This window comes from Amycolatopsis sp. NPDC034160 (genome assembly GCF_055575355.1).
This window is the reverse complement of record NZ_JBVISU010000004.1, coordinates 33,590-55,965: the sequence shown is the minus strand read 5'-3', so window position 1 is coordinate 55,965 and position 22,376 is coordinate 33,590. Positions and strand designations below refer to the sequence as shown.

The 22,376-nt window shown below is 68.7% G+C and carries 22 protein-coding genes; 14 read left to right on the top strand and 8 right to left on the bottom strand.

Features of this window, described 5'->3' with window-relative positions; translation table 11 throughout:
- Positions 1 to 9: 9 nt before the first annotated feature.
- The 5 genes from ACZ54P_RS11880 to ACZ54P_RS11860 form a co-directional block, all read right to left on the bottom strand.
- Positions 10 to 861, bottom strand: coding sequence for an ABC transporter permease (locus tag ACZ54P_RS11880; protein ID WP_465461510.1), 852 nt, complete (start codon positions 859 to 861; stop codon positions 10 to 12).
- Positions 858 to 1,838 (bottom strand): ATP-binding cassette domain-containing protein, encoded by a 981-nt coding sequence (locus ACZ54P_RS11875; protein ID WP_465461509.1) that lies wholly within the window; start codon positions 1,836 to 1,838, stop codon positions 858 to 860. The genes ACZ54P_RS11880 and ACZ54P_RS11875 overlap by 4 nt, the downstream gene beginning before the upstream one ends.
- A 24-nt stretch (positions 1,839 to 1,862) precedes the next feature.
- The gene (locus tag ACZ54P_RS11870; RefSeq protein ID WP_465461508.1) at positions 1,863 to 2,435 is read right to left on the bottom strand and encodes an NADPH-dependent FMN reductase; all 573 of its coding nucleotides are present in this window, start codon (positions 2,433 to 2,435) and stop codon (positions 1,863 to 1,865) included.
- Positions 2,436 to 2,542: 107 nt separating this feature from the next.
- Positions 2,543 to 3,445: an ROK family protein gene (locus ACZ54P_RS11865; protein WP_465461507.1), complete on the bottom strand. Its 903-nt coding sequence runs from the start codon at positions 3,443 to 3,445 to the stop codon at positions 2,543 to 2,545.
- Positions 3,442 to 4,851, bottom strand: coding sequence for an APC family permease (locus ACZ54P_RS11860; protein WP_465461506.1), 1,410 nt, complete (start codon positions 4,849 to 4,851; stop codon positions 3,442 to 3,444). Before ACZ54P_RS11860 ends, ACZ54P_RS11865 begins: the two co-directional genes overlap by 4 nt.
- Positions 4,852 to 5,065: 214 nt before the next feature.
- Between ACZ54P_RS11860 and ACZ54P_RS11855 the strand changes: the two genes are divergently transcribed.
- Both ACZ54P_RS11855 and ACZ54P_RS11850 read left to right on the top strand, forming a co-directional pair.
- Positions 5,066 to 5,581, top strand: coding sequence for a hypothetical protein (locus ACZ54P_RS11855; protein WP_465461505.1), 516 nt, complete (start codon positions 5,066 to 5,068; stop codon positions 5,579 to 5,581).
- The gene (locus ACZ54P_RS11850) at positions 5,578 to 6,498 is read left to right on the top strand and encodes a hypothetical protein (protein ID WP_465461504.1); all 921 of its coding nucleotides are present in this window, start codon (positions 5,578 to 5,580) and stop codon (positions 6,496 to 6,498) included. The genes ACZ54P_RS11855 and ACZ54P_RS11850 overlap by 4 nt, the downstream gene beginning before the upstream one ends.
- 6 nt (positions 6,499 to 6,504) lie before the next feature.
- Here ACZ54P_RS11850 and ACZ54P_RS11845 read toward each other — a convergent pair whose 3' ends face one another.
- Positions 6,505 to 7,338: an alpha/beta hydrolase family protein gene (locus ACZ54P_RS11845; RefSeq protein WP_465461503.1), complete on the bottom strand. Its 834-nt coding sequence runs from the start codon at positions 7,336 to 7,338 to the stop codon at positions 6,505 to 6,507.
- A gap of 184 nt (positions 7,339 to 7,522) precedes the next feature.
- Here ACZ54P_RS11845 and ACZ54P_RS11840 point away from each other — a divergent pair, with 184 nt between their 5' ends.
- On the top strand, positions 7,523 to 8,602 hold the full coding sequence (locus ACZ54P_RS11840) for a J domain-containing protein (protein ID WP_465461502.1): 1,080 nt from the start codon (positions 7,523 to 7,525) through the stop codon (positions 8,600 to 8,602).
- 148 nt (positions 8,603 to 8,750) lie between these two features.
- On the opposite strand, the gene ACZ54P_RS11835 is transcribed toward ACZ54P_RS11840, so the two are convergent.
- Positions 8,751 to 11,249 carry a M14 family zinc carboxypeptidase gene (locus tag ACZ54P_RS11835; protein ID WP_465461501.1) on the bottom strand — a complete coding sequence of 833 codons (2,499 nt, stop codon included), beginning with the start codon at positions 11,247 to 11,249 and terminating at the stop codon, positions 8,751 to 8,753.
- 235 nt (positions 11,250 to 11,484) lie between these two features.
- Between ACZ54P_RS11835 and ACZ54P_RS11830 the strand changes: the two genes are divergently transcribed.
- The 4 genes from ACZ54P_RS11830 to ACZ54P_RS11815 all read left to right on the top strand — a co-directional run bounded on the left by ACZ54P_RS11830 (position 11,485) and on the right by ACZ54P_RS11815 (position 14,657).
- Positions 11,485 to 12,174, top strand: a complete 690-nt coding sequence (locus ACZ54P_RS11830) for a DUF998 domain-containing protein (protein ID WP_465461500.1) — start codon at positions 11,485 to 11,487, stop codon at positions 12,172 to 12,174.
- A gap of 97 nt (positions 12,175 to 12,271) precedes the next feature.
- Entirely contained in the window at positions 12,272 to 12,610 is a 339-nt protein-coding gene (locus ACZ54P_RS11825) for a YciI family protein (RefSeq protein ID WP_465461499.1), read from the top strand.
- Between the two features lie 29 nt (positions 12,611 to 12,639).
- Positions 12,640 to 13,887, top strand: coding sequence for an RNA polymerase sigma factor (locus tag ACZ54P_RS11820; protein WP_465461498.1), 1,248 nt, complete (start codon positions 12,640 to 12,642; stop codon positions 13,885 to 13,887).
- Positions 13,884 to 14,657, top strand: a complete 774-nt coding sequence (locus tag ACZ54P_RS11815) for a class I SAM-dependent methyltransferase (protein WP_465461497.1) — start codon at positions 13,884 to 13,886, stop codon at positions 14,655 to 14,657. Before ACZ54P_RS11820 ends, ACZ54P_RS11815 begins: the two co-directional genes overlap by 4 nt.
- Here ACZ54P_RS11815 and ACZ54P_RS11810 read toward each other — a convergent pair.
- Positions 14,654 to 15,379: a dienelactone hydrolase family protein gene (locus ACZ54P_RS11810; RefSeq protein WP_465461496.1), complete on the bottom strand. Its 726-nt coding sequence runs from the start codon at positions 15,377 to 15,379 to the stop codon at positions 14,654 to 14,656. The genes ACZ54P_RS11815 and ACZ54P_RS11810 overlap by 4 nt on opposite strands.
- 176 nt (positions 15,380 to 15,555) lie before the next feature.
- On the opposite strand from ACZ54P_RS11810, the gene fabG reads away from it, so the two are divergent.
- The 7 genes from fabG to ACZ54P_RS11775 all read left to right on the top strand — a co-directional run bounded on the left by fabG (position 15,556) and on the right by ACZ54P_RS11775 (position 22,347).
- Positions 15,556 to 16,317, top strand: coding sequence for a 3-oxoacyl-ACP reductase FabG (gene fabG, locus ACZ54P_RS11805; RefSeq protein ID WP_465461495.1), 762 nt, complete (start codon positions 15,556 to 15,558; stop codon positions 16,315 to 16,317).
- Between the two features lie 3 nt (positions 16,318 to 16,320).
- Positions 16,321 to 16,773, top strand: coding sequence for a MaoC family dehydratase (locus ACZ54P_RS11800; RefSeq protein ID WP_465461494.1), 453 nt, complete (start codon positions 16,321 to 16,323; stop codon positions 16,771 to 16,773).
- Positions 16,774 to 16,864: 91 nt separating this feature from the next.
- A complete protein-coding gene (locus tag ACZ54P_RS11795; protein WP_465461493.1) occupies positions 16,865 to 17,890 on the top strand; it encodes a phosphotransferase family protein in 1,026 nt (341 codons plus the stop codon).
- 453 nt (positions 17,891 to 18,343) lie between these two features.
- On the top strand, positions 18,344 to 19,567 hold the full coding sequence (locus ACZ54P_RS11790; protein WP_465461492.1) for an acyl-CoA dehydrogenase family protein: 1,224 nt from the start codon (positions 18,344 to 18,346) through the stop codon (positions 19,565 to 19,567).
- A gap of 11 nt (positions 19,568 to 19,578) precedes the next feature.
- On the top strand, positions 19,579 to 20,760 hold the full coding sequence (locus ACZ54P_RS11785; RefSeq protein ID WP_465461491.1) for an acyl-CoA dehydrogenase family protein: 1,182 nt from the start codon (positions 19,579 to 19,581) through the stop codon (positions 20,758 to 20,760).
- The gene (locus tag ACZ54P_RS11780; protein WP_465461490.1) at positions 20,757 to 21,872 is read left to right on the top strand and encodes an acyl-CoA dehydrogenase family protein; all 1,116 of its coding nucleotides are present in this window, start codon (positions 20,757 to 20,759) and stop codon (positions 21,870 to 21,872) included. The genes ACZ54P_RS11785 and ACZ54P_RS11780 overlap by 4 nt, the downstream gene beginning before the upstream one ends.
- 82 nt (positions 21,873 to 21,954) lie before the next feature.
- Entirely contained in the window at positions 21,955 to 22,347 is a 393-nt protein-coding gene (locus ACZ54P_RS11775) for a DUF7715 family protein (protein ID WP_465461489.1), read from the top strand.
- Positions 22,348 to 22,376: the final 29 nt, after the last annotated feature.

The following is a 22,376-nucleotide window of genomic DNA, read 5'->3' as shown; positions in this document are numbered from 1 at the left end:
ACCCCCAGCTCATTTCCGGTTGTAGAGACGCATCGTCAGCGTTCCGAACACCGCGAGGATGACCGCTCCGGCGATCAGCACCCAGGTGATCTCGCCGCCGTCCCAGTCGCCGTCCATCATCGACCGGACCGCCGCGACCACGTGGGTCACCGGGTTGACATTGACGAAGGCCTGGAGCCAGCCTGGCATCGTCTCCGGGTTGACGTAGATGTTGCTGAGGAAGGTCAGCGGGAACAGCACCATCATGCTGACCCCCATCACCGACTTCTCGCTGCGCAACAGCAGACCGAACATCGTCCAGATCCACGAGAACGCGAACGAGAACGCCAGCAGCAGGAGGATCGCCGCGGCCACGCCGCCGACCCCGCCGGCGGGACGGAAGCCCATGATCAGGCCGACCCCGAGGATCACCAGGGACGCGATGAGGTAGCGCAACAGGTCGCCGAGCAGATACCCGACCATCGCCGACGGCCGCCAGATCGGCAGCGTGCGGAACCGGTCGAACACGCCCTTCTCGATGTCGGTGTTCACCGAGATCCCGGTGTACATGGTGATCATCAGGATGCTGCTCGCCATGATGCCCGGCAGCAGGAACTGCAGATACTGCGTCGGCGAACCGGACAGCGCGCCGCCGAACAGGTAGGTGAACATCAGCGTCATCATGATCGGGAACGCGGTGACGTCGAACAGTTGCTCGGGCACGTGCTTGATCTTCAGCATCGCGCGCCACCCGAAGGTGACCGAAGTCGACAACGCGCTCGGACGCTGAGGGCGGTTCTTCGCGATCAGGACGGCGGCGAGGTCTTCGGGCTTCGGCGCCGCGAGGACGGGTTCGGTTTCTTTGACGGCTGTGGTGCTCAAGCTGCACTCTCCTCAGGCGTGGCGGTGCGGTCGGTCAATGCCAGGAAGACCTCGTCGAGGCTCGGCTGGCCGAGGGAGAAGGTGTCGACGACGATTCCCTCGCGGGCCAGTTCGGCCAGCGCCCGCGCGGCGTGTTCGGCGGCGCCCTGTTCGGTGCTCTCACCCGAAAGCCGGGCGGTCAGCGCGAGTGGGTCCGATTCGAGCACCACCTGCGCTTGCAGAGTGCGGATGAGCAGTGTTTCGGCCTCGGGACGCTGATCGGCGTCGCGCAGCCGGACGTGGACGGCACCCGCGCCGACCGACGCCTTCAGCTGGCCCTTGGTGCCTTCGGCGATGACCTTGCCGTGGTCGATGACCGCGATCCGGGACGCCAGTTGGTCGGCCTCGTCGAGGTACTGCGTGGTCAGCAGGACGGTGGTGCCGTGCCGCACGATCGCGCGCACGATGTCCCAGACCTGGTTGCGGCTGCGGGGATCGAGTCCGGTCGTCGGCTCGTCGAGGAAGAGCACGTCCGGGGTGTTGAGGATGCTCGCGGCGATGTCGATCCGCCGCCGCATCCCGCCGGAGTAGTTCTTCACCTGCCGCCCCGCGGCCTCGGTCAGGCCGAACGCCGCGAGCAGTTCCTCGGCCCGTGCGCGGGCGGCCGGTTTGCGGTGCCCGGTCAGCCTGCCGATCAGCACCAGGTTCTCGGTCCCGGTCAGATCTTCGTCGACCGAGGCGTACTGCCCGGTCAGGCTCACCATGGACCGGACGGCGTCGGCCTCACGGACGACGTCCTTGCCGAAGACGCGAGCCTCGCCGCCGTCGGGACGGAGCAGGGTCGCGAGCATCTTCACCGCGGTGGTCTTGCCGGCGCCGTTCGGCCCGAGGACGCCGTACACGGTGCCCGCGGGGACCTTCAGGTCGATCCCGTCGACCGCCCGGTTCTCCCCGAACACTTTGACCAGCCCCGAGGCTTCGATGGCCAGTTCACTCATTTTCGTTGTTCCTTTCAGAAGCTTTCAGCAGACGTACGGACGGGCGGCGCGTGCCTCGCGCAGAGCGAGTCCCCACCAGAGGAGTTCATCGAGCAAGGTGGTCACGGCCTGTCCCTGCCCGTCGCTGTCGAAGGGGGTGCCGTCGCGGGCGAAGGAGCCGTCGAGGAGGTTGAAGGCGACCGTGTCCCGCATCGTCACCGTGTGCAGCTCGGTGAAGATCGAGCGAAGCTGCTCCACCGCGTAGAGGCCCTGCGATCGGTAGCCGTAGGAGACGAAGCCGACCGGCTTCGCGCGCCACTCGTCGTAGGCGCAGTCGACCGCCTGTTTGAGCGACGCCGGGAAGCTGCGGTTGTACTCGGGGGTGACGACGATGTACGCCTCAGCCTCGTCGATCCGCGTGGTGAACCGCTTCATCTCCGCGGTCGCCTGCTCCGGCAGCCCGGCGGGCAGCTCGAAGTCGATCAGGTCGAGCACGTCGAGGAAGAGGTCGTCCCGGTCGTCCGCGCGGCCGGTGAACCACTTCGCTACGGCATCCCCCACCCGCCCTTCGCGGGTACTGCCGATGATCACCGCGACTCGCAGCGGGCTGTTGTTCATGACCGACCTCCCCTCGCCTCACCCTTCAGGCGCGAGAAAGCCGCCGGGCGTTCGCTAGATCGGATCTAGCGAAAGCCCGGCGGCTTCGGTCGGTGATCGCCTGTCTGCTACGCGGCGTCCAGCGCGATCGCGATCGCGCCCAGCAGGGAAGCGTCCTGGTCGAACTTCGCCGACACCAGTTCGGGCGGGAACGGCACGGCCTGCGCCAGCCGCTCACGCAGCGCGGGCAGCAGGACGTCGGCCGAGCGCACCAGTCCCCCGCCGACGGCGATGCGCCGCGGGTCGAGCGCGATGGCGAGGTTCGCGACATGCATCGAGAGTTCGTCGAGCGCCGCGGAGACCAGTTCCTTGGCCTGCGCGTTCTCCCTGGCGAGGGCGAACAGCTCACCCGCGGTCACCGGGCGGCCGAGCAGCACACTCGCCCGGCCGCCCAGCCCACGCCCACCGACGGCTTCCTCCAGCGGCGCCGCTCCGCTGGCGAACCCGTCGGTGTCCTGCGGTGAGAGGAGGTTGTACCCGATCTCTCCCGCAGCGCCGTTCGCGCCGGCCAGCAGCCGGCCACCGACCAGGACCGCCGCGGCGATCCCGGTCCCCAGTGAGAGGAACACCGCCGGGTCGGTGTCCGCGAGCGCCCCCCACCGCCATTCCGCGAGCGCCGCCGCTTTGGCGTCGGTGCCCACTTCGATCCCGACGCCGCCGAACTCGTCCGCGACGAGTTCGGCCAGCCGCAGTTCCTCCCAGCCCGGCACGTTGGGGGCCAGCAGGATGCGGTCCTCCAGCACGATGCCGGGACTCACGACGCCGATCGCGGCGAGACCGTCGGTGGCCCCTTCGTCGGCGAGCAGTTTCCGCGCGGCGGCGAGCGCGCGGCTCACCACCTGTCCGGCGCCCGCCTGCGCGTCGGTGTCGAGCCGCCGGGTGGCCAGCAGGTTCCCGGTCCGGTCGGCCAGCCCGATCGCGACCTTCGTCCCGCCGAAGTCGATCCCCAGAATCAGGTCTTCCCCCGTCACTTCCCAGTCCCCTCTGCCGCCCCTGCGAACGATTCCTGAATCCCCTTGGGCCCGAACGGCCACACGCGTTCCGCTCTCGCGTAGACGAGGAACGCCGCCACGCCGAGCGCGATCCAGCCCACCGAAAGCCCGATCGAAAGCCAGGTGGCGGAGAAGTAGATGTAGACCCAGCCGAGCAGCGCGATGATCGTGGGGATCGGGTAGAGCCACTGCCGGTACGGCCGGGCCAGCTCCGGCCGCCGCCGGCGCAGCACCACGATCGCCGCGACCTGCGCGAGCGACTGGACGATCACCAGCACCGTCACCGCCGCGTTGATCACCGCGGTCAGGGTGAACAGCGACCCGATGGCGGTGATCAGGCCCATCGTCAGCACGCCGGCGGTCGGCAGGTGCAGTTTCGGGTGCAGTTTGGCGAACACCGGCAGGAACACCTTGTCGCGCGCGGCCTCGAACGGGACCCGCGAGCCGCCGAGCAACCCGGCGAACACCGAACCTATCGCGGCGATCACGATGAACACGGTGATGACCTTGGCCGTGCCCGTGCCCCACGCCTGTTCCAGCACGGTCGAGGCGACCGACGTGGCGTTCTTCAGCTCCTCCAGCGGGATCGAGCCGAGCACGCCGAGCTGCAGCAGGAAGTACAGGCTCATGATGCCGAGGATCGAGAAGACGATCGAGCGCGGCAACGTCCGGCCGGGGTCGCGGACCTCGCCGCCGAGGTAGGCGCTGGTGTTGTAGCCGAGGTAGTCGTAGATGGCGATGATCAGGCCCGCGCCGAGCCCGGCCCAGAACGCGCCGCCGTCGAGCGAGAAGGCGCCGGGCGTGAAGGCGAACGCTTGCGCGCCGTCGAAACGCGTGAACGCCGCGACGATCACCGACAGCGCGGCGAACAGCATGACCGCGAACAGGACGGTGGTCAGCTTCCCGATCTCGCCGATCTTGCGGAACAGCGCCAGCACGATCAGGACGATGACACCGAGGCCGATGATCTTGCCGAGTCCGGTGGTCCCGCCTTCGTCCGCCACCCCCGGGATCAGGTACCCGAGGTACTGGACGAGGCCGATGATGCCGGTGGACATGATCAGCGGGATGAACAGCACCGCGCTCCAGGCGAACAGGAACGGCATGAGCCTGCCGGTCCGGAAGCCGAACGCCTCGCGCAGGTACACGTAGGTGCCGCCGGCGCCGGGGAGCGCGGCGCCGAGTTCGGCCCAGATCAGACCGTCGGCCAGCGCGATGACCGCGCCGATGAGCCAGCCGAACATCGCCTGCGGACCGCCGAGGGTCGCCACCATCGCGGGGATGGTGACGAACGGGCCGATCCCGCACATCTGGGTCATGTTGATGGCGGTCGCCTGCAGCGGCCCGATCCTCCGCTCGAGCCCCGGCTGCGGGGATGAACTCAAAACGCGCCTCCCTATTAGTTAGTAAAGTTTCTTAACATAATTTCCGGCGTGTCGGAAGGCCAGGCGGCGAAGTTGTCGCGCACCGGTCCGGTTGGCACTGCCCGAAAGGGCGGAATCGCCGAAATACCCCTAAACGGACCAGTGCGGGACGTATCCGGGGGCCGTCGTTCCGCGTCCTTATCCGAAAGGACGTCTTCCCAGGACGGTGAGGTCCATGAAACGGCTGATCAGCACGGTGACGGCGATCGTCGCCCTTGTCTGCGCCGCAGGCTGCGGCGGAGCGTCGACTCCCCGCGACACCGCTCCGGCGGATTTGACCACGGACAGCGCGGTGACGACGGAGACCGCCCCGACGGCGTCTTCCGGCACGCCCCCGACCGACGGGACCGCACCAGGCCCCCGCCGCACCGAGGAACCGCGTCCGCCCGTCGTCCCCGGAAGCCCCATCAAGTACAACAGCGACCTGCTCGGCACCGACCCCGCCACCGCCAAGAACGCGATCGAGCGGAACCTCGCGGATCTCTGCAAGAGTCCCCGGCGGTGCGGCGTCTCGGTGGAGATCAAGAACGCGAGCGCGGGTGACTGCATTCTCAGTATCGGCCCGAATCCAGTCCCACCTGGCGGCAGAATCGTGATCCTGGCCAGGGCGTGCAAAACCGAGACCACGAGGGAAAGCTCTGCGCCCCCGAAGTCGCAAAGCACGAAGCCGAGCCAAACCACGAGCGGATGACCGTCCGGCGGCCACTCCGTCGAGGCCTCCGCAGACCTGAGCCCGCCGCCGAGCCGGCGGCGGACCCGTCGCGCGCGCTCAGGCTGATCGGCACCGCACTGGCCAACACCACCCTGCTCACCGCGTTGCTCTACTACTTCGGGCTCGTCTACACCCAGACGTACTTCATCTACTTCCGCGTGCACTACACGCTGCTCGGCCAGACACCGGACGAGATCTTCGGGCGAGGGGTCGACGGCATGCTCCTGCCCCTGACCGGTGCGGCGGGCGCGGTGCTGCTCTTCCTGATCCTGACCCGGTTTCTGAAGACGCGGCTCGGCGATGGGACCTGGAACCGCCTGCTGCGGATCTGCACCCCGGTGGCGGGCGTGCTCGGCGTCGCGCTCCTGGCCTCGACGACGGCGATCATCCTCGACCCGGAACCCTTTCGCGACCATCCCGGCGTTCCCGGCCTCGGCTTCGCGATCGGCGTCCTGATGACACTCTTCGCCTGGCGCCAAGGGACTTCAGGTAAGACGGGAAACACCCGATCGAGTGTCGCGGAGCTGGTGACCGGTTACGTTCTGGTGAGCATCGGCCTCTTCTGGGCCGTCGGCGACTATTCGGGCGCCGTCGGCACGAGCCGCGCCTTCGAGGCCTCGCGAGTGATCCCGACCAGACCGGCCGCGACCCTGTACAGCGCGGAAAGCCTCAACCTCACCGCGAACGGTGTCTTGCAGGTGAAATGCGCCGATCCCGCGGCGGCCTACAAGTACCGGTACACCGGACTGAAGCTTCTGCTCCAGTCCGGTGGCCAGTACGTTTTCCTCCCGGCGAACTGGCGGCCCTCGACGGGTACCGCCTTCGTGATCCCGAAGACCGACAAGCTGCGCCTCGAATTCGGCCCGCCCCGCTCGGCGCCGCCGCCCGGCTGCTGACGCGGGTCAAAGCAGGTGGCGCGCCAGCCACTCGGAGACCAGCTCGTCGACGACCTTCGCGATCGGCAGTTGCGGCGCGGGATCGATCCCCGGCTCCTCGGCCAGCGGATGCGCGAGCTCGGGTACCCGGTTCAGGCGGACGTCGTCCGGACGGGTGTACTGCCCGCGAAGCGCGGCGACGAAATCATCGGCATCGGCACGCAAGGACGGGTAATCCTCCTCGCCGCTGACGAGCAACAGCGGAACCTGCTTTTCCCGCGCCGATATTTCACCCGATCGTGCGACGAAGTCGAGCTGAGCGGCCGCCTGATTTGCTTCGTCGTTCCACGAATACGCCTGCCCCAGCATGTCTTCCACCAGGCCGATCACCGAACGCGCCCGGATCGCGGGGTTGACCAGCGCCGCCGCGCGGACCGGGATCTCCCGCGTGGCCAGGATCGTCAACGCCACGGCGCCGCCCAGCGAACCGCCGACGACGGCCATCCGGGAGGTGTCGAAGCCGAAGCGTTCGCGCAGTCGGGCCAGCGCGGCGGGGAACTCCATCGCCGCCTGCGCGACGACCGGGTCGACGTAGGCGAGCATCGCGTCACGCCGGGCGCGCTCGAGCAGGGCGTCCATCGAGCCGTCGACCATTCTCGCGCCGCACAACGGCATTCCGAGGTACACCCGCCACGCCGGCACCCCCACCAGCGGCAACGCGGCCGCGAACGCGGCGTCGGAGCGGGGCGCGTCGATCATGTGCCAGGCGACGACCACCGGCGCGGGGCCGCTGACCTCGGCCGATGGCGGCAAGACGGTGAACGGAACCCCCGAGGCCGTGCCGGTAACCGGTTCTCCCACCGCTGTCCTTCCCCGTGCGCTGTCGATCTCCACGATATCCAGGACGTGGCGGAGGTGGACCTCGTTCCGCCACAAGCGAAACAGTATGCCCACGAGGTCACCCCGACGCGCCGCGGAGGTGGTTGCGGACGTCCGTCGGCGGCCGAATAGTGTTGCGGCCCGGCCCTTTGGAGGTGAACCGCCCGTGCCCGATGTCGACTACTACGAGGTGCTCGGCGTGGGCAAGGCCGCCTCGGTCAACGAGATCAAGACCGCCTACCGGCGCCTCGCGAAGTCGCACCATCCGGACACCGGGGGGTCCGCGCTCACGTTCCAGCTGGTCCGCGAGGCCTACGACACGCTCAGCGATCCGCTGCGGCGCGCGGGCTACGACGCGGGCGGGCGCTCCGTACGCGCGCCGATCCGGCCGCGGCCGAGACGTCGCTTCGGCGACGAACCGGGTTACGAGCCCGAGCCGGTCGTGATCGATCCGGAAGACCTCGAATGGTGGGAATTCGCCGCGCAGGACGAACGCGTGCGCCACGGACGGCGGCGCGGCCCCGGGCATACGCCGGTCGTGGCGGCGGTCGGCGGGATGGTGCTGGTCCTGCTGCCGGTGCTCACCGGCGTCGGATTCTCGGCCCCCACCCTGATCGTCTGGCTGATCCTGACCGCCGGAACGGCCCTGCTGGTGCAACGGCTCGCACGCGGCTATCTCGCCGCTTCCCGCGCCAGGACCCGGTTCGCCGCCGAATTCGGCGGGAAACGCGTGTTCGGCACCCCCGGCACCGAGACCGACGAACTCGCCGAACGGCTCACCGCCGACCTGCTCGAACGCTATCTGACCCGCCTGCCCGGCGCGCGTATCTTCCACGGCCTCTCGTGGCCGGACTCGGTCTTCGCCGACATCGACCACGCGGTGCTGTGCGGCAAGCGGCTCGTGCTCATCGAATCGAAGCTGTGGCTGCCCGGGCATTACGAGACCGACGACGACGGCCGTCTGCTGCGCAACGGCCGCGCCTTCCGCGGCGGAGGGAGCAGGCTGACCGAAAGCGTCGCCGAATACCGGCGAATCCTGCCGGGAGTCGCGGTGCGCGGGGCGATGATCGTGTACCCGAGCCGGACCGGCGAGGTCACCACCGAGCACGAGGACCCCGCCCCCGCGCCGCCGATGACGCCGGAGCAGTTCCTACACGAGATCGGCGGCTGGCTGGCGGCGGAGCCGCCCACTGTGGACTCGGCGACGATGCGGACCGTGCGGGACCGCGTCGTGGGCACCGTCTAGCGGCTGCCCGCGTTTCGTCCTCTGAATGCGGTAGTTCACGTTGCCAACTACCGCATTCAGAGGACGAAACGCGATGCACGTCCAGCGCGTGAAGGCCCCCTTCCCCCAGCTGAGCCGGGGGAAGGGGGCTTTCACGCGCAAAGAAGAACTACCGGACCGAGCGCTCCTTGTTCGCACGCGCGGAACGGGTGCAGACCTCACCGACGTCGACCGTCTGGCCGCGGTCGAGGTAGACGTCCGCCAGCCCGACGAGCTTGCCCTTCGGCGACGTACAGGTCAGCTGGTACGCCTCCTTGGGGCCGTAGGTCGGCGGGATCGGCGACTGGAACGAGACTCCGCCGGTCCAATCGTCCACAGTGGACGGGTTGGCCTGCGCGTAGTTGACCAGCACGGCCGTGTACTCCCCGGCGGGCGGGTCGTACAGGATCGCGTGCTCTTCCGTGGTCGAACCGTTCGCCGACGACGAGACCATGTTGCCCGCCGCGTCGAAGACGTACAGGTCCCAGTCGGAGTCCTGGCTGGCCCACTTGACGTCGACACTGAACTTCCCGTTGTCCACCTTGGGGAGCCCGTCGACGCGGAACTTGAAGCTCTCGGACGTCGGGTCGGTCGGGTAGTTCGTGTTGATCGCCGGGACCCCGGCCGGGTTGGCCACCTGGATCGCGGGCTGTGCCGGGCCCTGCGGCTCGCGGCCGTAGCGGCCCGCGACGTAGGGCCGGGTCGACGGGTTGACCGACCACGCGAACCGGCCACCGGTCGAGGCCAGCGACGAGTTCAGGTTGTCGGTCACGTAGATCGGCGGCTTCGTCGAGCCGTCCGGCTGCACCACCGGCGAGGTCGGCGTCTGGAAGGTCTTGTGCAGCTTCAGCTGGTAGCCCTTCGGCGCGGTACCGATCAGCGTCGAGTGTGCCGCCGGGTCGGCGGTGTTGGCCAGCATGTCGATGAAGGCCGCACGGTTGCCGCCCTTGCCGGCGCCCGCCGCGGGGGCGGAACCGGTGTACTCGGCCACGACACCGTCGGAGAACGGCGGGTGGAACTCGTTGGGGCCGACCTCGAACGTGAAGCCCCAGCCACCGGTGGCCCAGTACGACCAGTCCTCGGTCGAACCGGTCGTGTCGTAGAGCGCCCACGACGGCTGGCTGGTGTATCCGTTGCGCGAGGCCATCTTGTCACCGAGCGCCTTGTACGCCGGCTCGTCGAGCGGCGGGCGGACGGCGGCGACGCCCGGGACACGCAGCACCAGGTTGGAGTAGGTGTGCAGCGTGATCAGGTTGGTCACCTGGCGGTTGGACACGATCGAGCGGATGTTCTGCGTCTCGGGCTCGGAGAACGGGCCCGCGCCGCGGAAGGTGTCGCTGCGCCACAGGGTGGACGCACCGGCGCCGCCCCAGAAGCCCGCGTAGTTGCGGTTCGGGTCGGTGCCACGTTCCCGGCCGGCGGGGTTGGCCTTGCAGACGCCGGTCGCGAACTCCTTGGGCGAGTCGTTGACGTTGCAGTTCTTGCGCTTCATCTCGTAGTCGAAACGCGAGAAGTCGCCCCTGGGCTCGGCTTCACGGGAGATTTCGAAGCCGTCGGGGTTGACGATGGGCACGATGATGTTGCGGGTCCGGCCGACCAGGCCACGGATTTCGGCGTTGCCGCCGGTGTAACCCTTGACCAGTTCGTGGGCCCATTCCATGGCGTGCTCGCCGGCGGGCCACTCCCTGGCGTGGTGCACGCCCATGGTGAAGTTGACGGGCTTGCCGTCGGCGATGTTCTTGACGTCGGACGCGATCTCGAGGCCGAGGACGTCGCGGCCTTCCCAGGTCGGCTGCGGCAAGGTGAACGCCGTGACGAGCTTGGGGTTCTTGCGGGCCAGTTCCTTGACCTCGAACTGGTAGTCGTAGAGGTGCCGGTAGCTCGTACGCCCGGACGGCAGGCTCGAGACCTGTGTCTTGGCGTCGTACTCGCGGTCGGTCTTGGCGTTGTCGATCGACTTCGCCGAAAGATCGGGCTCGATCACCTTCGACTTGAAGCCGGTGTCCGCCAGCGTCTTGCGGTCGGCGTCGTTGGCGAGGACGACCTCGACACCGGTGGCGTCGGCCTTCTCGGTGACGTCCAAGCCGAGCCGGAGAAGCTTGTCCTTGTCCTGCTTGGCCGGGGTCTCGACCCGGACCAGTTCGGCGCGCTGTGGCGCGGACGCGGCGCCGGTCGGGGTGCCCTGCGGCGTGAGCGCGAGGAAATCGACACCGAGCATCGCGTCGCGCGTCTGCCCGTCGTACCGGCAGGTCTGCACGACCAGCTTCTGGTCCTTCTTAACGAACCCTTCGGCGAGCTCGTGACTGCGCAACGCGGCGGAGGCCGCGACCACGGCGCCGGTGGCCTTGTCGAAGACCGCGAGATCCCAGTCGCCCTCACCGCCGCCACGAGGCGCGATCCGCGCCTGCAGCAGACCGTCTACTGTGGACGTGAACTCGCGACGATCGGCGCCGGACGTGCCCGGCTTCTGCAACGCGGCGAAACAGGACCGCGCCACGGCCCGGTCGGCTCGCACCACGTTGTCCGCGGCCCCCGCCGTCGTGGCCGACGGAAGTGCCACGAAAGCGCCGGCGAGCACCAGTGTCGCCGCCGTCCATCCCGCTCTTCGCCGGTTTGGTGAATACCCCACAGACTGACCTCCTTGGACAGTCCGGTGACCGGGTGAGGTCACCGGTAGCGAGACCCTAGACCCGAGACCCCACCCGAGGGACCCGCCACAAGTCGCGTACGCCCCTTTCGGCCCAACGATCTCACCGACCGTGCCGGAACGATCACCACCGACCACGCCGTGGAATGGGATTTTCCTGTCGACCCCGACAGGTTGGCCTAAGAAAACCCTCAGGTTCGGCGGTTACCTTTCAACCATGACGACGTCCCAGGTCTCCGCCAGGTCACCGCTGGCCCTGCTGACCGCCGTGGTCTCGGTCGCCGGCGGAGCGCTGCTGATCCTGCTGCTGCAGGTACTCCCCGCCACCAGCGACATCAGCCCGGTCCGCCGCACCATCAGCGAATACGCGCTGAGCGAGCACAAGTGGATCTTCGACGTCGCGGTCCTGCTGGTCGCGCTCGGCTCGGCGATCGGCTTCGGCGCGCTCATCCGCCGCAGGCATCTTCCCGCGCTGTCCGTGGCCTCGATCTTCTGCGCGCTCTGGACGGTGAGCCTGGTGGTGATCGTGGCGTTCCCGAAGAACAACTGGGCGATCGGGCCGAGCACCGGCGGGACGGTGCACCGCATCGCGAGCGTCGTCGCCTTCATCGCACTGCCGCTGGCCGTGTGGTTCGCCGCGAAAGCCGTCTTCCCCACCTCCCCCGCGCGCCGTGCGGTGACGCGTGTGCTCGCGGTGGCGGCGCTGGCCTGGTTCGGCGTGATCCTCGGGGCGATCGTGGTCTCGATGAACGGCGGCAGGCCGTGGTGGCAGGCGATCCCGCTGGGCCTCGTCGAACGCGCGATGGCGCTGACCGGGCTGATCGCGCTGGCGTCGCTGCTCATCCCGGCACGGGTGGCCGCCGCGCCGGTGACCGAGCAGGTGGCGGCGTTGGAACCGACCTCCTGAAAGTTCTTTCCGGCGCCGTGTCCATTTGACGGTCTCCCGCTCGTAGTGATGTCGTGCGGCAAGCGGGTTGCACGGAAATCAGAATGGGAGCACCACCGTGAAGTACATGTTGCTGATCCAGGCCGCGACCGGCGACGCCGAGCCCCAGTGCACTTTCGAGGACTGGATGGCCTACGACAAGCAGGTCAAGGACGCGGGCATCTGGTCGGCCGGCGAGTCACTGGCCGACCTGGTCACCGCGACGACGGTCAAGGTCGATCGCGACGGGAAGAGGACGGTGACCGACGGCCCGTTCGCCGAGACTCGTGAGGTGCTGGGCGGCTTCTACGTCATCGACGTACCGGATCTCGACGCCGCGCTGGACTGGGCGGCCCGCTGCCCCGGCGCGCGGGACGGGTCGGTCGTGGTCCGCCCGGTGGCCGACTTCGCCGCCTGATCGTGGCCGAGCGGAGGCCTGACGCCGGAATGGCGTCGGTGGAGGCGGTGTTCCGCGAGGAACGGGGACGGCTCCTGGCCGCGCTCGTGCGCCGCTTCGGGGATCTCGACCTGGCCGAAGAGGTCACGTCGGAGGCGATCGAAGCGGCGCTGGAGCGCTGGCCGTCCGAGGGAGTCCCTCCCCGGCCGGGCGCGTGGCTGATGACCACCGCGCGTCGGAAGGCGGTCGACCGGTTGCGCCGGGATCAGGCCTACGCGGCCAAGCTCGCGATACTGCAGGTGGAGGCCGACCGCGCCGATCCCGCCCCCGCGGCCGACGTCGGTGACGGCCTGTTCGACGAACGGCTGCGGTTGTTCTTCACCTGCGCCCACCCCGCCCTGGCGAGCGAGGACCGAGGTGCGCTGACGCTGCGGTTCCTCGCCGGACTGACCACGCCGGAAGTGGCGCGGGCGTTCCTCGTCCCGGTGGCGACCATGGCCAAGCGGATCGCGCGGGCGAAGAAGAAGATCAGCGAAGCTCGCATCCCGTTCCGTGTTCCGGCGCCGGACGAACTTCCGGAGCGGCTGCCTGCCGTGCTCCAGGCGATGTACTCGATCTTCACCGAGGGCTACGCGGCCAGTTCGGGGCCACGGCTGCAGCGGGTCGACCTGGCCGAGGAGGCCATCCGGCTCGGGCGGATCCTGCGGCGGCTGATGCCGTCGGACCAGGAGGTCGCTGGGCTGCTCGCGCTGATGCTGCTCGTCCACGCGCGGCGCGACGCCCGCACCGGCCCGGACGGCGAACCGATCCTGCTCGAAGATCAGGATCGCGGCCGGTGGAACCGGGACCTGATCGAGGAGGGCGGCGGCCTCGTGGTCGCCGCCCTGAGCGGCGGTCCGCCCGGGCCGTACGGGGTGCAGGCGGCGATCGCGGCCCTGCACGACGAGGCCCCCGACCTCGCCACCACCGATTGGCCGCAGATCGTGGCCCTCTACGACGTCCTGATGGCGTTGGCGCCGTCGCCGGTCGTCGCGCTCAACCGCGCCGCGGCCGTCGCCTTGCGCGACGGCCCTGCCGCGGGGCTCGCGCTGCTGGACGAATTGACCAGCGAGCCGATGCTGCGCGACTACCCTCCCTTCCCGGCGGCCAGGGCCGATCTGCTGCAGCGGCTCGGCAGGCACCGGGAAGCCGCCGATGCCTACCGCGAAGCGCTGGACCTGGCCGCGACCGAACCCGAACGAGCGGGGTTGCGGCGACGGCTGGCCGCACTCGAGACGTCATCGGAGACACCACAGTGACCGAACAACTCGCCCGCTTGGCCCGAGGCTGGGACGAAGCCGCCGACGGCTACGAGGCCTACTACGTCCCCCGGTTCGCGCCCTGGGTCGCGGCGGCGACGCGGGCGCTCCCCTCGGACCTGCCCGACGGCCCCGTCCTCGTTCCCTGCTGCGGAACCTTCCCGGAACTCGACGTGCTCGTCGAGCGGCTGCCCGGCCGCGAGATCGTCGGTATCGACCTGTCCTCGGGCATGGCGGCCAGGGCACGGGAACGTGCCGCGGGCAATTCACTCGTGCGCGTCGTCGAGGGCGATGCCTCGGAATTGGACCCGGCCTCCGCCGCCGCGGTCGTGTCGGTCTTCGGCCTGCAGCAACTGCCCACACCCGACACCGCGCTCCGCTCTTGGGCGCGGGCGCTGCGTCCGGGCGGACTGCTTTCGGTCGTCTACTGGCCGCACAGCACCGAACCGGGCGGGCCGTTCACGGTGCTGTCCGACGTCCTCCGGGCCCACGTCCCGGCCGGCGACCGCTCCTGGGAGGACCGGCTCGTACCCGCGTTGGAGGGCGCCGTCGTGGAGCGGGACGAACAGGTGTCGTTCCCGATGGTCCACCCGGACGCGGACGCCTTCTTCACCGCGCACACCCTTTCCGGTCCGATGCGGCCGTTGGTGAACGCGCGCGGTGAAGAGTTCATCGCGAGGCTGCGCGAGGAGTTCGTGCGCCGTGCCCCGGAAGGCGAATGGCGGCACCGGCCCGCTGCCCGGCATATCGTCGCGCGGGCGCCGGGTTAGGCCGTCACCGGCAGGCATTCGTCGAGCAGGCCGACGATGTCGCGCCACGCTCGCCGCGCGTGCACCGGATGGTGGCCGACGCCGGGGAGCACGGTCTGCTCGACCGGTGGATGGTGGAAAGCGTGCAAGGCGCCGCCGTAGACGACGAGACGCCAGTCGACGCCCGCGTCCTGCATCTCCGCGGTGAACGCCTCCCGTTGCGACGGCGGCATGATCGGGTCTTCCGAGCCGACCCCCGCCCAGACCGGGCAGCGGATACGCGCCGCCTCGCCGGGACGGCCCGTGGTCACCGCGTTGATCGTCCCGATCGCGCGCAGGTCGACGCCGTCACGGCCGAGTTCCAGCGCGATCGCGCCGCCGGTGCCGTAGCCGATGGCGGCGATCCGCTCGGGGTCGGTCCGCGGTTCGGCGCGCACCACGTCGAGGGCCGCGTGACCGATTTCCCGCATCCGGCCGGGGTCGGCGAGCAGCGGCATCACGTACGCCAGCATCTCCTCGGGGTCGGTGAACCACCGTCCGCCGTTGATGTCGAAGGCCAGCGCCACATACCCCAGTTCGGCCAGAGCGTCGGCTCGCCGTCGCTGAAAATCGTTCAACCCCGTCCCCTCGGGCCCGATCAGGACGGCGGGCCGCCGTCCCTCACCCGCCGGGAGCGCGAGATGCCCGACCATCGTCACGCCATCGGCCGGATACTCGACCGTGCGCGTCGTAACCGTCGTCATGAAAGCGGACTGTAGTGATCGCCGAACCCGGTGACGGCCGTGTTCACCGCGGGCGGAACACCGCCCGCGGCGAGGTGACTCCAGTCACACACACAAAGTCCCCGAGTCTCTCTATAAACCGACCGCTTAGTACGGCAGACTCGGCGTCAGTTCAACTCGACGATGAGGAGTCACCCGTGACCGAACACCCTTCTCGCGTAGCGATCGTCACCGGGGCCGGCCGTGGCATCGGCGCCGCCGTGGCCAAGCGGCTCGCCGCCGACGGATTCGCCGTCGGCCTGCTGGACCTCGACGAGGCAGGCGTCAAGCAGGGAGCCGAAGCGATCGTCGCCGAGGGCGGCAAGGCCGTCGGCGTCGCGCTGGACGTCAACGACGCTTCGCAGGTCGAGGCCGCGGTGACCAGGGTGGCCGAGGAACTCGGCGCGCCCACGGTGCTGATCAACAACGCCGGCATCACCCGCGACAACCTGCTGTTCAAGATGACCGAACAGGACTGGGACTCGGTACTGGGCGTGCACCTGAAGGGCTCGTTCCTGATGACCCGTGAGGTGCAGAAGTACCAGACGAAGGAGAAGTGGGGCCGCATCGTCAACCTGTCGAGCACCTCGGCGCTGGGCAACCGCGGGCAGGCCAACTACTCCGCGGCCAAGGCAGGCATGCAGGGCTTCACCAAGACCCTCGCGATCGAACTGGGCAAGTTCAACGTCACCGCGAACGCCATCGCCCCCGGCTTCATCGCCACCGACATGACCGCGGCGACCGCCGAACGGATCGGCATGTCGTTCGAGGACTTCAAGGCGGCGGCCGCGTCGCAGATCCCGGTGCAGCGCGTCGGCACCCCCGAAGACATCGCCAACCTCGCGTCGTTCCTGGTGAGCGACGGTGCCGGCTTCATCTCCGGCCAGGTCATCTACGTCGCCGGCGGACCGAAGGACTGAGCCATGCGCGAATTCGCCTCCTTGCAGGACTTCGAGAACGCCGTCGGCGAGCACTTCGGGTACAGCGAATGGATGACGCTCACCCAGGAGCGGGTCAACCTGTTCGCCGACGCCACCGACGACCACCAGTGGATCCACGTCGACGTCGAGAAGGCCGCCGAAGGCCCGTTCGGGGCACCGATCGCCCACGGTTTCCTGACGCTGTCGCTCATTTCGGGCTTCGTCGGGAAGATCTACCGGGTCGACGGGCTCAAGATGGGCATCAACTACGGCCTCAACAAGGTCCGCTTCCCCCAGCCGGTCAAGGTGGGTTCGAAGATCCGCGCGGGCGCCGAACTGGTCGAGGTCACCGACGTCTCCGGTGGCAAGCAGGCGGTCGTCCGGTGGACGATCGAGATCGACGGCGAAGCCAAACCGGCCTGTGTCGCCGAAATGGTCGTCCGGCTCATCGCCTGACCAGGTGACCTCCGGCACCTCGCCGGGCCACCACTACCCGACATACCGACTGGTCGGTACTGTAACCGGAAAGCGAGACGCTGGAGGCGCGATGAACCAGACCGACCTGCCGGGCCTCGACCTGGCCAGGCTCAAGGCCCACCTGGACGAGCAGCGGCCGGGCCTCGTCCAGGGCGACCTGAGCGGCCAGGTCGTGGAAGGGGGCCGGTCCAACCTCACCTACATCGTGAGCGACGGCCGGTCCCGCTGGGTGGTCCGCCGTCCGCCGCTCGGCCACGTCCTGCCGACCGCGCACGACATGGGCCGCGAGTTCCGGGTGATCTCCGGACTGCGCGACACCGCCGTCCCGGTACCGAAAACCGTGTTGCTGTGCGAGGACGCCGACGTCATCGGCTCGCGGTTCTACGTGATGGAATTCGTCGAGGGCACGCCTTTCCGCACGGACACCGAACTGGCCGCGCTCGGCCCCGCCAGGACGAGGGCGATCGCCGACGAGCTGGTCGACACCCTGGTCGAGCTGCACGCGGTCGATCCGGAATCGGTGGGCCTCGGCGATTTCGGCCGTCCGGAAGGGTTCCTCGAACGCCAGTTGCGGCGCTGGAAGAAGCAGCTCGACGGCAACCGCAGCCGCGATCTCCCCGGTGTCGACGAACTCCACGACCGGCTCGCCTCGTCGGTCCCCGAATCGGGGCGGCCGTCGATCGTCCACGGTGACTACCGGCTGGACAACGTGCTGGTGAACGCCGACGACCGGATCACCGCGGTGCTGGACTGGGAGATGTCCACTCTCGGCGACCCGCTGACCGACCTCGCGCTGCTGGTGGCCTACGCCGAACGTGACAAGGTCTCCTTGCAGTTCGTGTCCAACGCCAGTTCCGCGCCCGGCTATCCGGGCAACGACGAGGTCGTCGCGCGATACGCCGAACGGTCCGGCCGGGACGTCTCGCGGCTCAACTGGTACGTGGGCTTCGCGTTCTTCAAACTCGCGGTGATCTTGGAAGGCATCCACCTTCGTTACAGCAAGGGCCAGACGGTCGGCGCCGGATTCGACGGCATCGGCGCGGGCGTCGTCCCGTTGATCGCGCATGGCAATGAGACTCTCAAGGAAGAGGGATAGAGAGTGCACCCCTGGCCCGACGCGCGCGGGTCGCGAGTGGCGATTCGGGCTCTATAGAGAGGTAGGCAAACATGACTTGCCGAAGTCGGAGGCGGATGCAGACCCGCCGAAGAGACCAGACGACCTCAAGCCTGTCCACAAGGGACATTTTTCGCAGTAAAGGCGCCCGTTTCGGGACTCTTGCTCGAATTCGCAAGAGGGTCGTGAGTGCCAAATAGCGTTCTAACCCTACTTGGCACTCACGACTTCGCTCGAAACCGCACATACCAACATCAATCGGACACCGAGTCGGCGGACAGTGTCCCTTGTGGACATTGAGCGCGTGGCTGACTCCGTCGCCCAGTCCGGAACCCTGCCACATTTGACTTACCCCTCGATAACCCGAATCGCCACTCACGACCAACCGCACCGGCCCATCACCAGGTCAGACTCTCAAGGAAGAGGGATAGCAAGATGGACTTCGCCTTCGACGCGAAAACCGAGGAACTGCGGGGAAAACTCCTCGAGTTCATGGATTCGCACATCTACCCGGCCGAATCCGTCTTCGAGCGGCAGCTGGCCGAGCGCGACAGCGAGTGGAGCCAGCCGCCGATCGTCGAAGAACTGAAGGCCGAGGCCCGCAAACGCGGTCTGTGGAACTTCTTCCTCCCCGGTGACCACGGCGCGGGCCTCACGAACCTGCAGTACGCGCCGCTGGCCGAGATCACCGGCCGCAGTCTCCGGCTCGCCCCGACCGCGCTCAACTGCGCGGCGCCGGACACCGGCAACATGGAAGTCCTCACCATGTTCGGCACCGAGCAGCAGCAGAAGCAGTGGCTGCGGCCCTTGCTGGACGGCGAGATCCGGTCCGCCTTCGCGATGACCGAGCCCGACGTAGCCTCCTCCGACGCGCGCAACATCGCCACGAGCATCCGCCGTGACGGCGACGAATACGTCATCAACGGCCGCAAGTGGTACATCTCCGGCGCGATGAACCCGAACTGCAAGATCTTCATCGTGATGGGCAAGACCGATCCGGACGCGCCTGCGCACAAGCAGCAGAGCATGATCCTGGTCCCCCGCGACACCCCCGGCATGACCGTGAAACGCGGCATGCGCGTGTTCGGCTACACCGACGGCGACCACGGCGGGCACGCCGAGGTGATCTTCGAAAACGTCCGTGTACCCGCCGAGAACCTCATCGCCGGTGAGGGCGATGGGTTCGCCATCGCGCAGGCCCGGCTCGGCCCCGGCCGCATCCATCACTGCATGCGTGCCATCGGAATGGCCGAACGCGCGCTGGAACTGATGTGCCGCCGCGCGCTTTCCCGCGAGACCTTCGGCAAGCCGATCGCCGAACAGGGCGTGGTGCAGGACTGGATCGCCGAGGCCCGGGTGAAGATCGAACAGCAACGGCTGCTGGTGCTCAAAACCGCATGGCTGATGGACACCGTCGGCAATCAGGGCGCGCACACCGAGATCCAGGCGATCAAGATCTCCACGCCGATCACCGTCGAGTGGATCCTCGACAAGGCCGTGCAGCTGTTCGGCGCGGGCGGGGTCAGTCAGGACTTCCCGGTCGCCGAGATGTGGGCGCAGGTGCGGACGCTGCGGCTGGCCGACGGTCCGGACGAGGTGCACAAGCGTTCGCTGGCGCACCGTGAACTGAAGAAGTACCGCGGGGAGGCCCAACGGTGACATTCGAAAACATGACCACTGTGGACGATCTCAACCGGCGCGTGGCCGAGCTGCTGGCCGCGTATCCGCCGGAAAGCACACCACGCCAGGACTTCCTCGACGCGCGATTCGACGCCGGGCTCGCGTGGATCCACTTTCCCGAAGGACTCGGCGGACTCGGCGCGCCGCGTTCTCTTCAGTCCGTCGTGGACAAAGAGCTCGCCGCGGCGGGCGCGCCGGACAACGACAAACGGCGGATCGGGATCGGTCTCGGCATGGCCGCGCCGACCATCCTCGCCTTCGGCACCCCGGAGCAGCACCAGCGCTTTTTGCGTCCACTGTGGACCGAACGGGAGGTGTGGTGCCAGCTGTTCAGCGAGCCGGGCGCCGGATCCGACCTCGCCGCGCTGGGCACCCGCGCGGTCCGCGACGGCGACGACTGGGTGGTCACCGGGCAGAAGGTCTGGACGTCCGGCGCGCACAAGTCACAGTGGGCGATCCTGGTCACCCGCACCGATCCCGACGTGCCGAAGCACCGGGGCATGACGTACTTCCTGTGCGACATGACCGCGCCGGGAGTGGAGGTCCGGCCGCTGCGCCAGATCACCGGCGAGGCCGAGTTCAACGAGGTCTTCCTCAGCGAGGTCCGCATTCCCGACGCGCACCGTCTCGGCGCGGTCGGCGAGGGCTGGAAGGTCGCGCAGACCACGCTGATGAACGAACGCGTCGCCATCGGCGGGACCGAGTTCCCGCGTGACGGCGGCATGGTCGGCGTCGTCACGGAAACCTGGCGCGAGCGACCGGAACTGCGGACTTCGGAACTGCACGATCGCCTGCTGAAACTGTGGGTGGAGGGCGAGAGCCTGCGGCTGGTGAGTTCGCGGCTGCGACAGCAACTGGCCGCCGGCGCGCCGGGGCCGGAGGGTTCGGCGGTCAAGGTCGCGTTCTCCGAGCTGAACCAGGCCGCTTCCGGGCTGGAGATCGAACTGCTCGGCGAGGAAGGCCTGCGCTACGACGACTGGACGATGCGGCGGCCCGACGGCGTGAACTTCCTCGGCCGCGAAGCCGGCTACCGCTATCTGCGCGCGAAGGGGAACTCCATCGAGGGCGGCACCTCGGAGGTCCTGCGCAACATCATCGCCGAACGCGTGCTGGGACTCCCGTCCGAACCGCGGATCGACAAGGACGTCGCCTGGAAGGACCTGCCCCGATGAGCGACCTGCTGTACTCCGAGGTCGAAGAGGACCTTCGCGCGAGCGTCCGCGACCTGCTCAAAGACCGCGCGGAACCGGCGTCGCTGATCGCCAGGACCGAAACGGCCGAACCGTACGACCTCAAGCTGTGGCGGACCCTCGCCGCCGATCTCGGCGCGGCGGGCCTCGCCGTCCCCGAGGCGTTGGGCGGGCACGGTGCTTCGGCGCGCGAAGTCGCCGTGGTGATGGAGGAACTCGGGCGCAGCGTCGCCCCCGTCCCCTATCTCGGCAGTGCCGTGCTGGCGACGACGGCCTTGCTGGCGACCGACACGACACAGGCGGAAGTGGCCGAACCACTGGGGAAACTGGCCGCGGGCAAGCTCATCGGGGCGCTGGCCGTACCGCTGTCGACCGCACCCGGCACCGACTTCCCTTCGACGGTCACGGCGGCCGCGGACGGCACGCTCAGCGGTCGGGTCCGCAGTGTCGCCGACGCCTCGGTGGCCGAACTGATCGTCGTCCCGGCGGTGGGCCCCGACGGCCCCGGGCTCTACACGGTCGACGCCGCTTCGCCGGGGGTGACGGTCACCGAGGCGATCTCACTGGACCTGACCCGGCGCATCGCCGACGTCACCCTGGAGAACGTGACGGCGAAGCGGGTCGCCGACTCTTCCGCCGCACCGTCCGCTTTGGACACCGCGCTGGTGACCGCGGCGGGTCTGCTCGCTTCGGAACAGCTCGGGATCGCCGAATGGGCGCTGACCGAAACGGTGCGCTACCTCAAGGAGCGCTACCAGTTCGGTCGTCAGATCGGCTCGTTCCAGTCGCTGAAGCACCGACTGGCGAACCTGTACACGGATCTGGTCAACGCCAGGGCGACCGCCCGCTACGCCGCCGACTGCCTGGCTTCCGGCGACGACATCGCGATCGCCGTCGCGGTGGCGCAGGCCCGCAACTCCCCCATCGCCGTCCACGCCACCGAAGAAGCGATCCAGCTGCACGGCGGGATCGGGATGACCTGGGAGCACCCCGCACACCTGTACCTGAAGCGCGCGAAGAGCGACGAGATCGCTTTGGGCACTCCTGGGCGGCATCGCGCGGCCCTCGCCCCACTGATCGACCTGCCCGCCTGATCCCCCGGCGGGGTCCGCCCCGGAAAGTGTCGGACCCCGCCGGTAAAACCTGTTCGAACATCAGAGCGAACAGGGAGTCACCATGAAACTGCTCGTGGCCACCTCGAAGACCCAGGGTGCGCGGGAGAACGACTTCAACGACTGCGTCGAAGGCGAACTGATCTGGATCGCCCCGTGCTGCGTCGAAGGCGACACGTCGCCGGATTCCGCCTGCGGCTGCGGCCGGTCGTTCTGCGGACTGAACTCGCACGAAGGGACGACGACGGCGCTCGTCGCCGAACTGCCCGACTTCACCTATTCCGACTATGCCGAAGCGATGCGGTCGAGTCTGGCCGCACAGGGCTGGCCACCGGAAGCCGCCGCCGAAGTCGCGAGAGGCATGCTGGTCTTCACCTCCGGATGGGAGGTGGGAACGGTGCTCGAACGCCGCCGCGACTTGTTCGCCGAACGTCTCGTACCCGCACCACCGGGCTGAGCCCCTCCGATCCCGGTGCTCACCGGGAT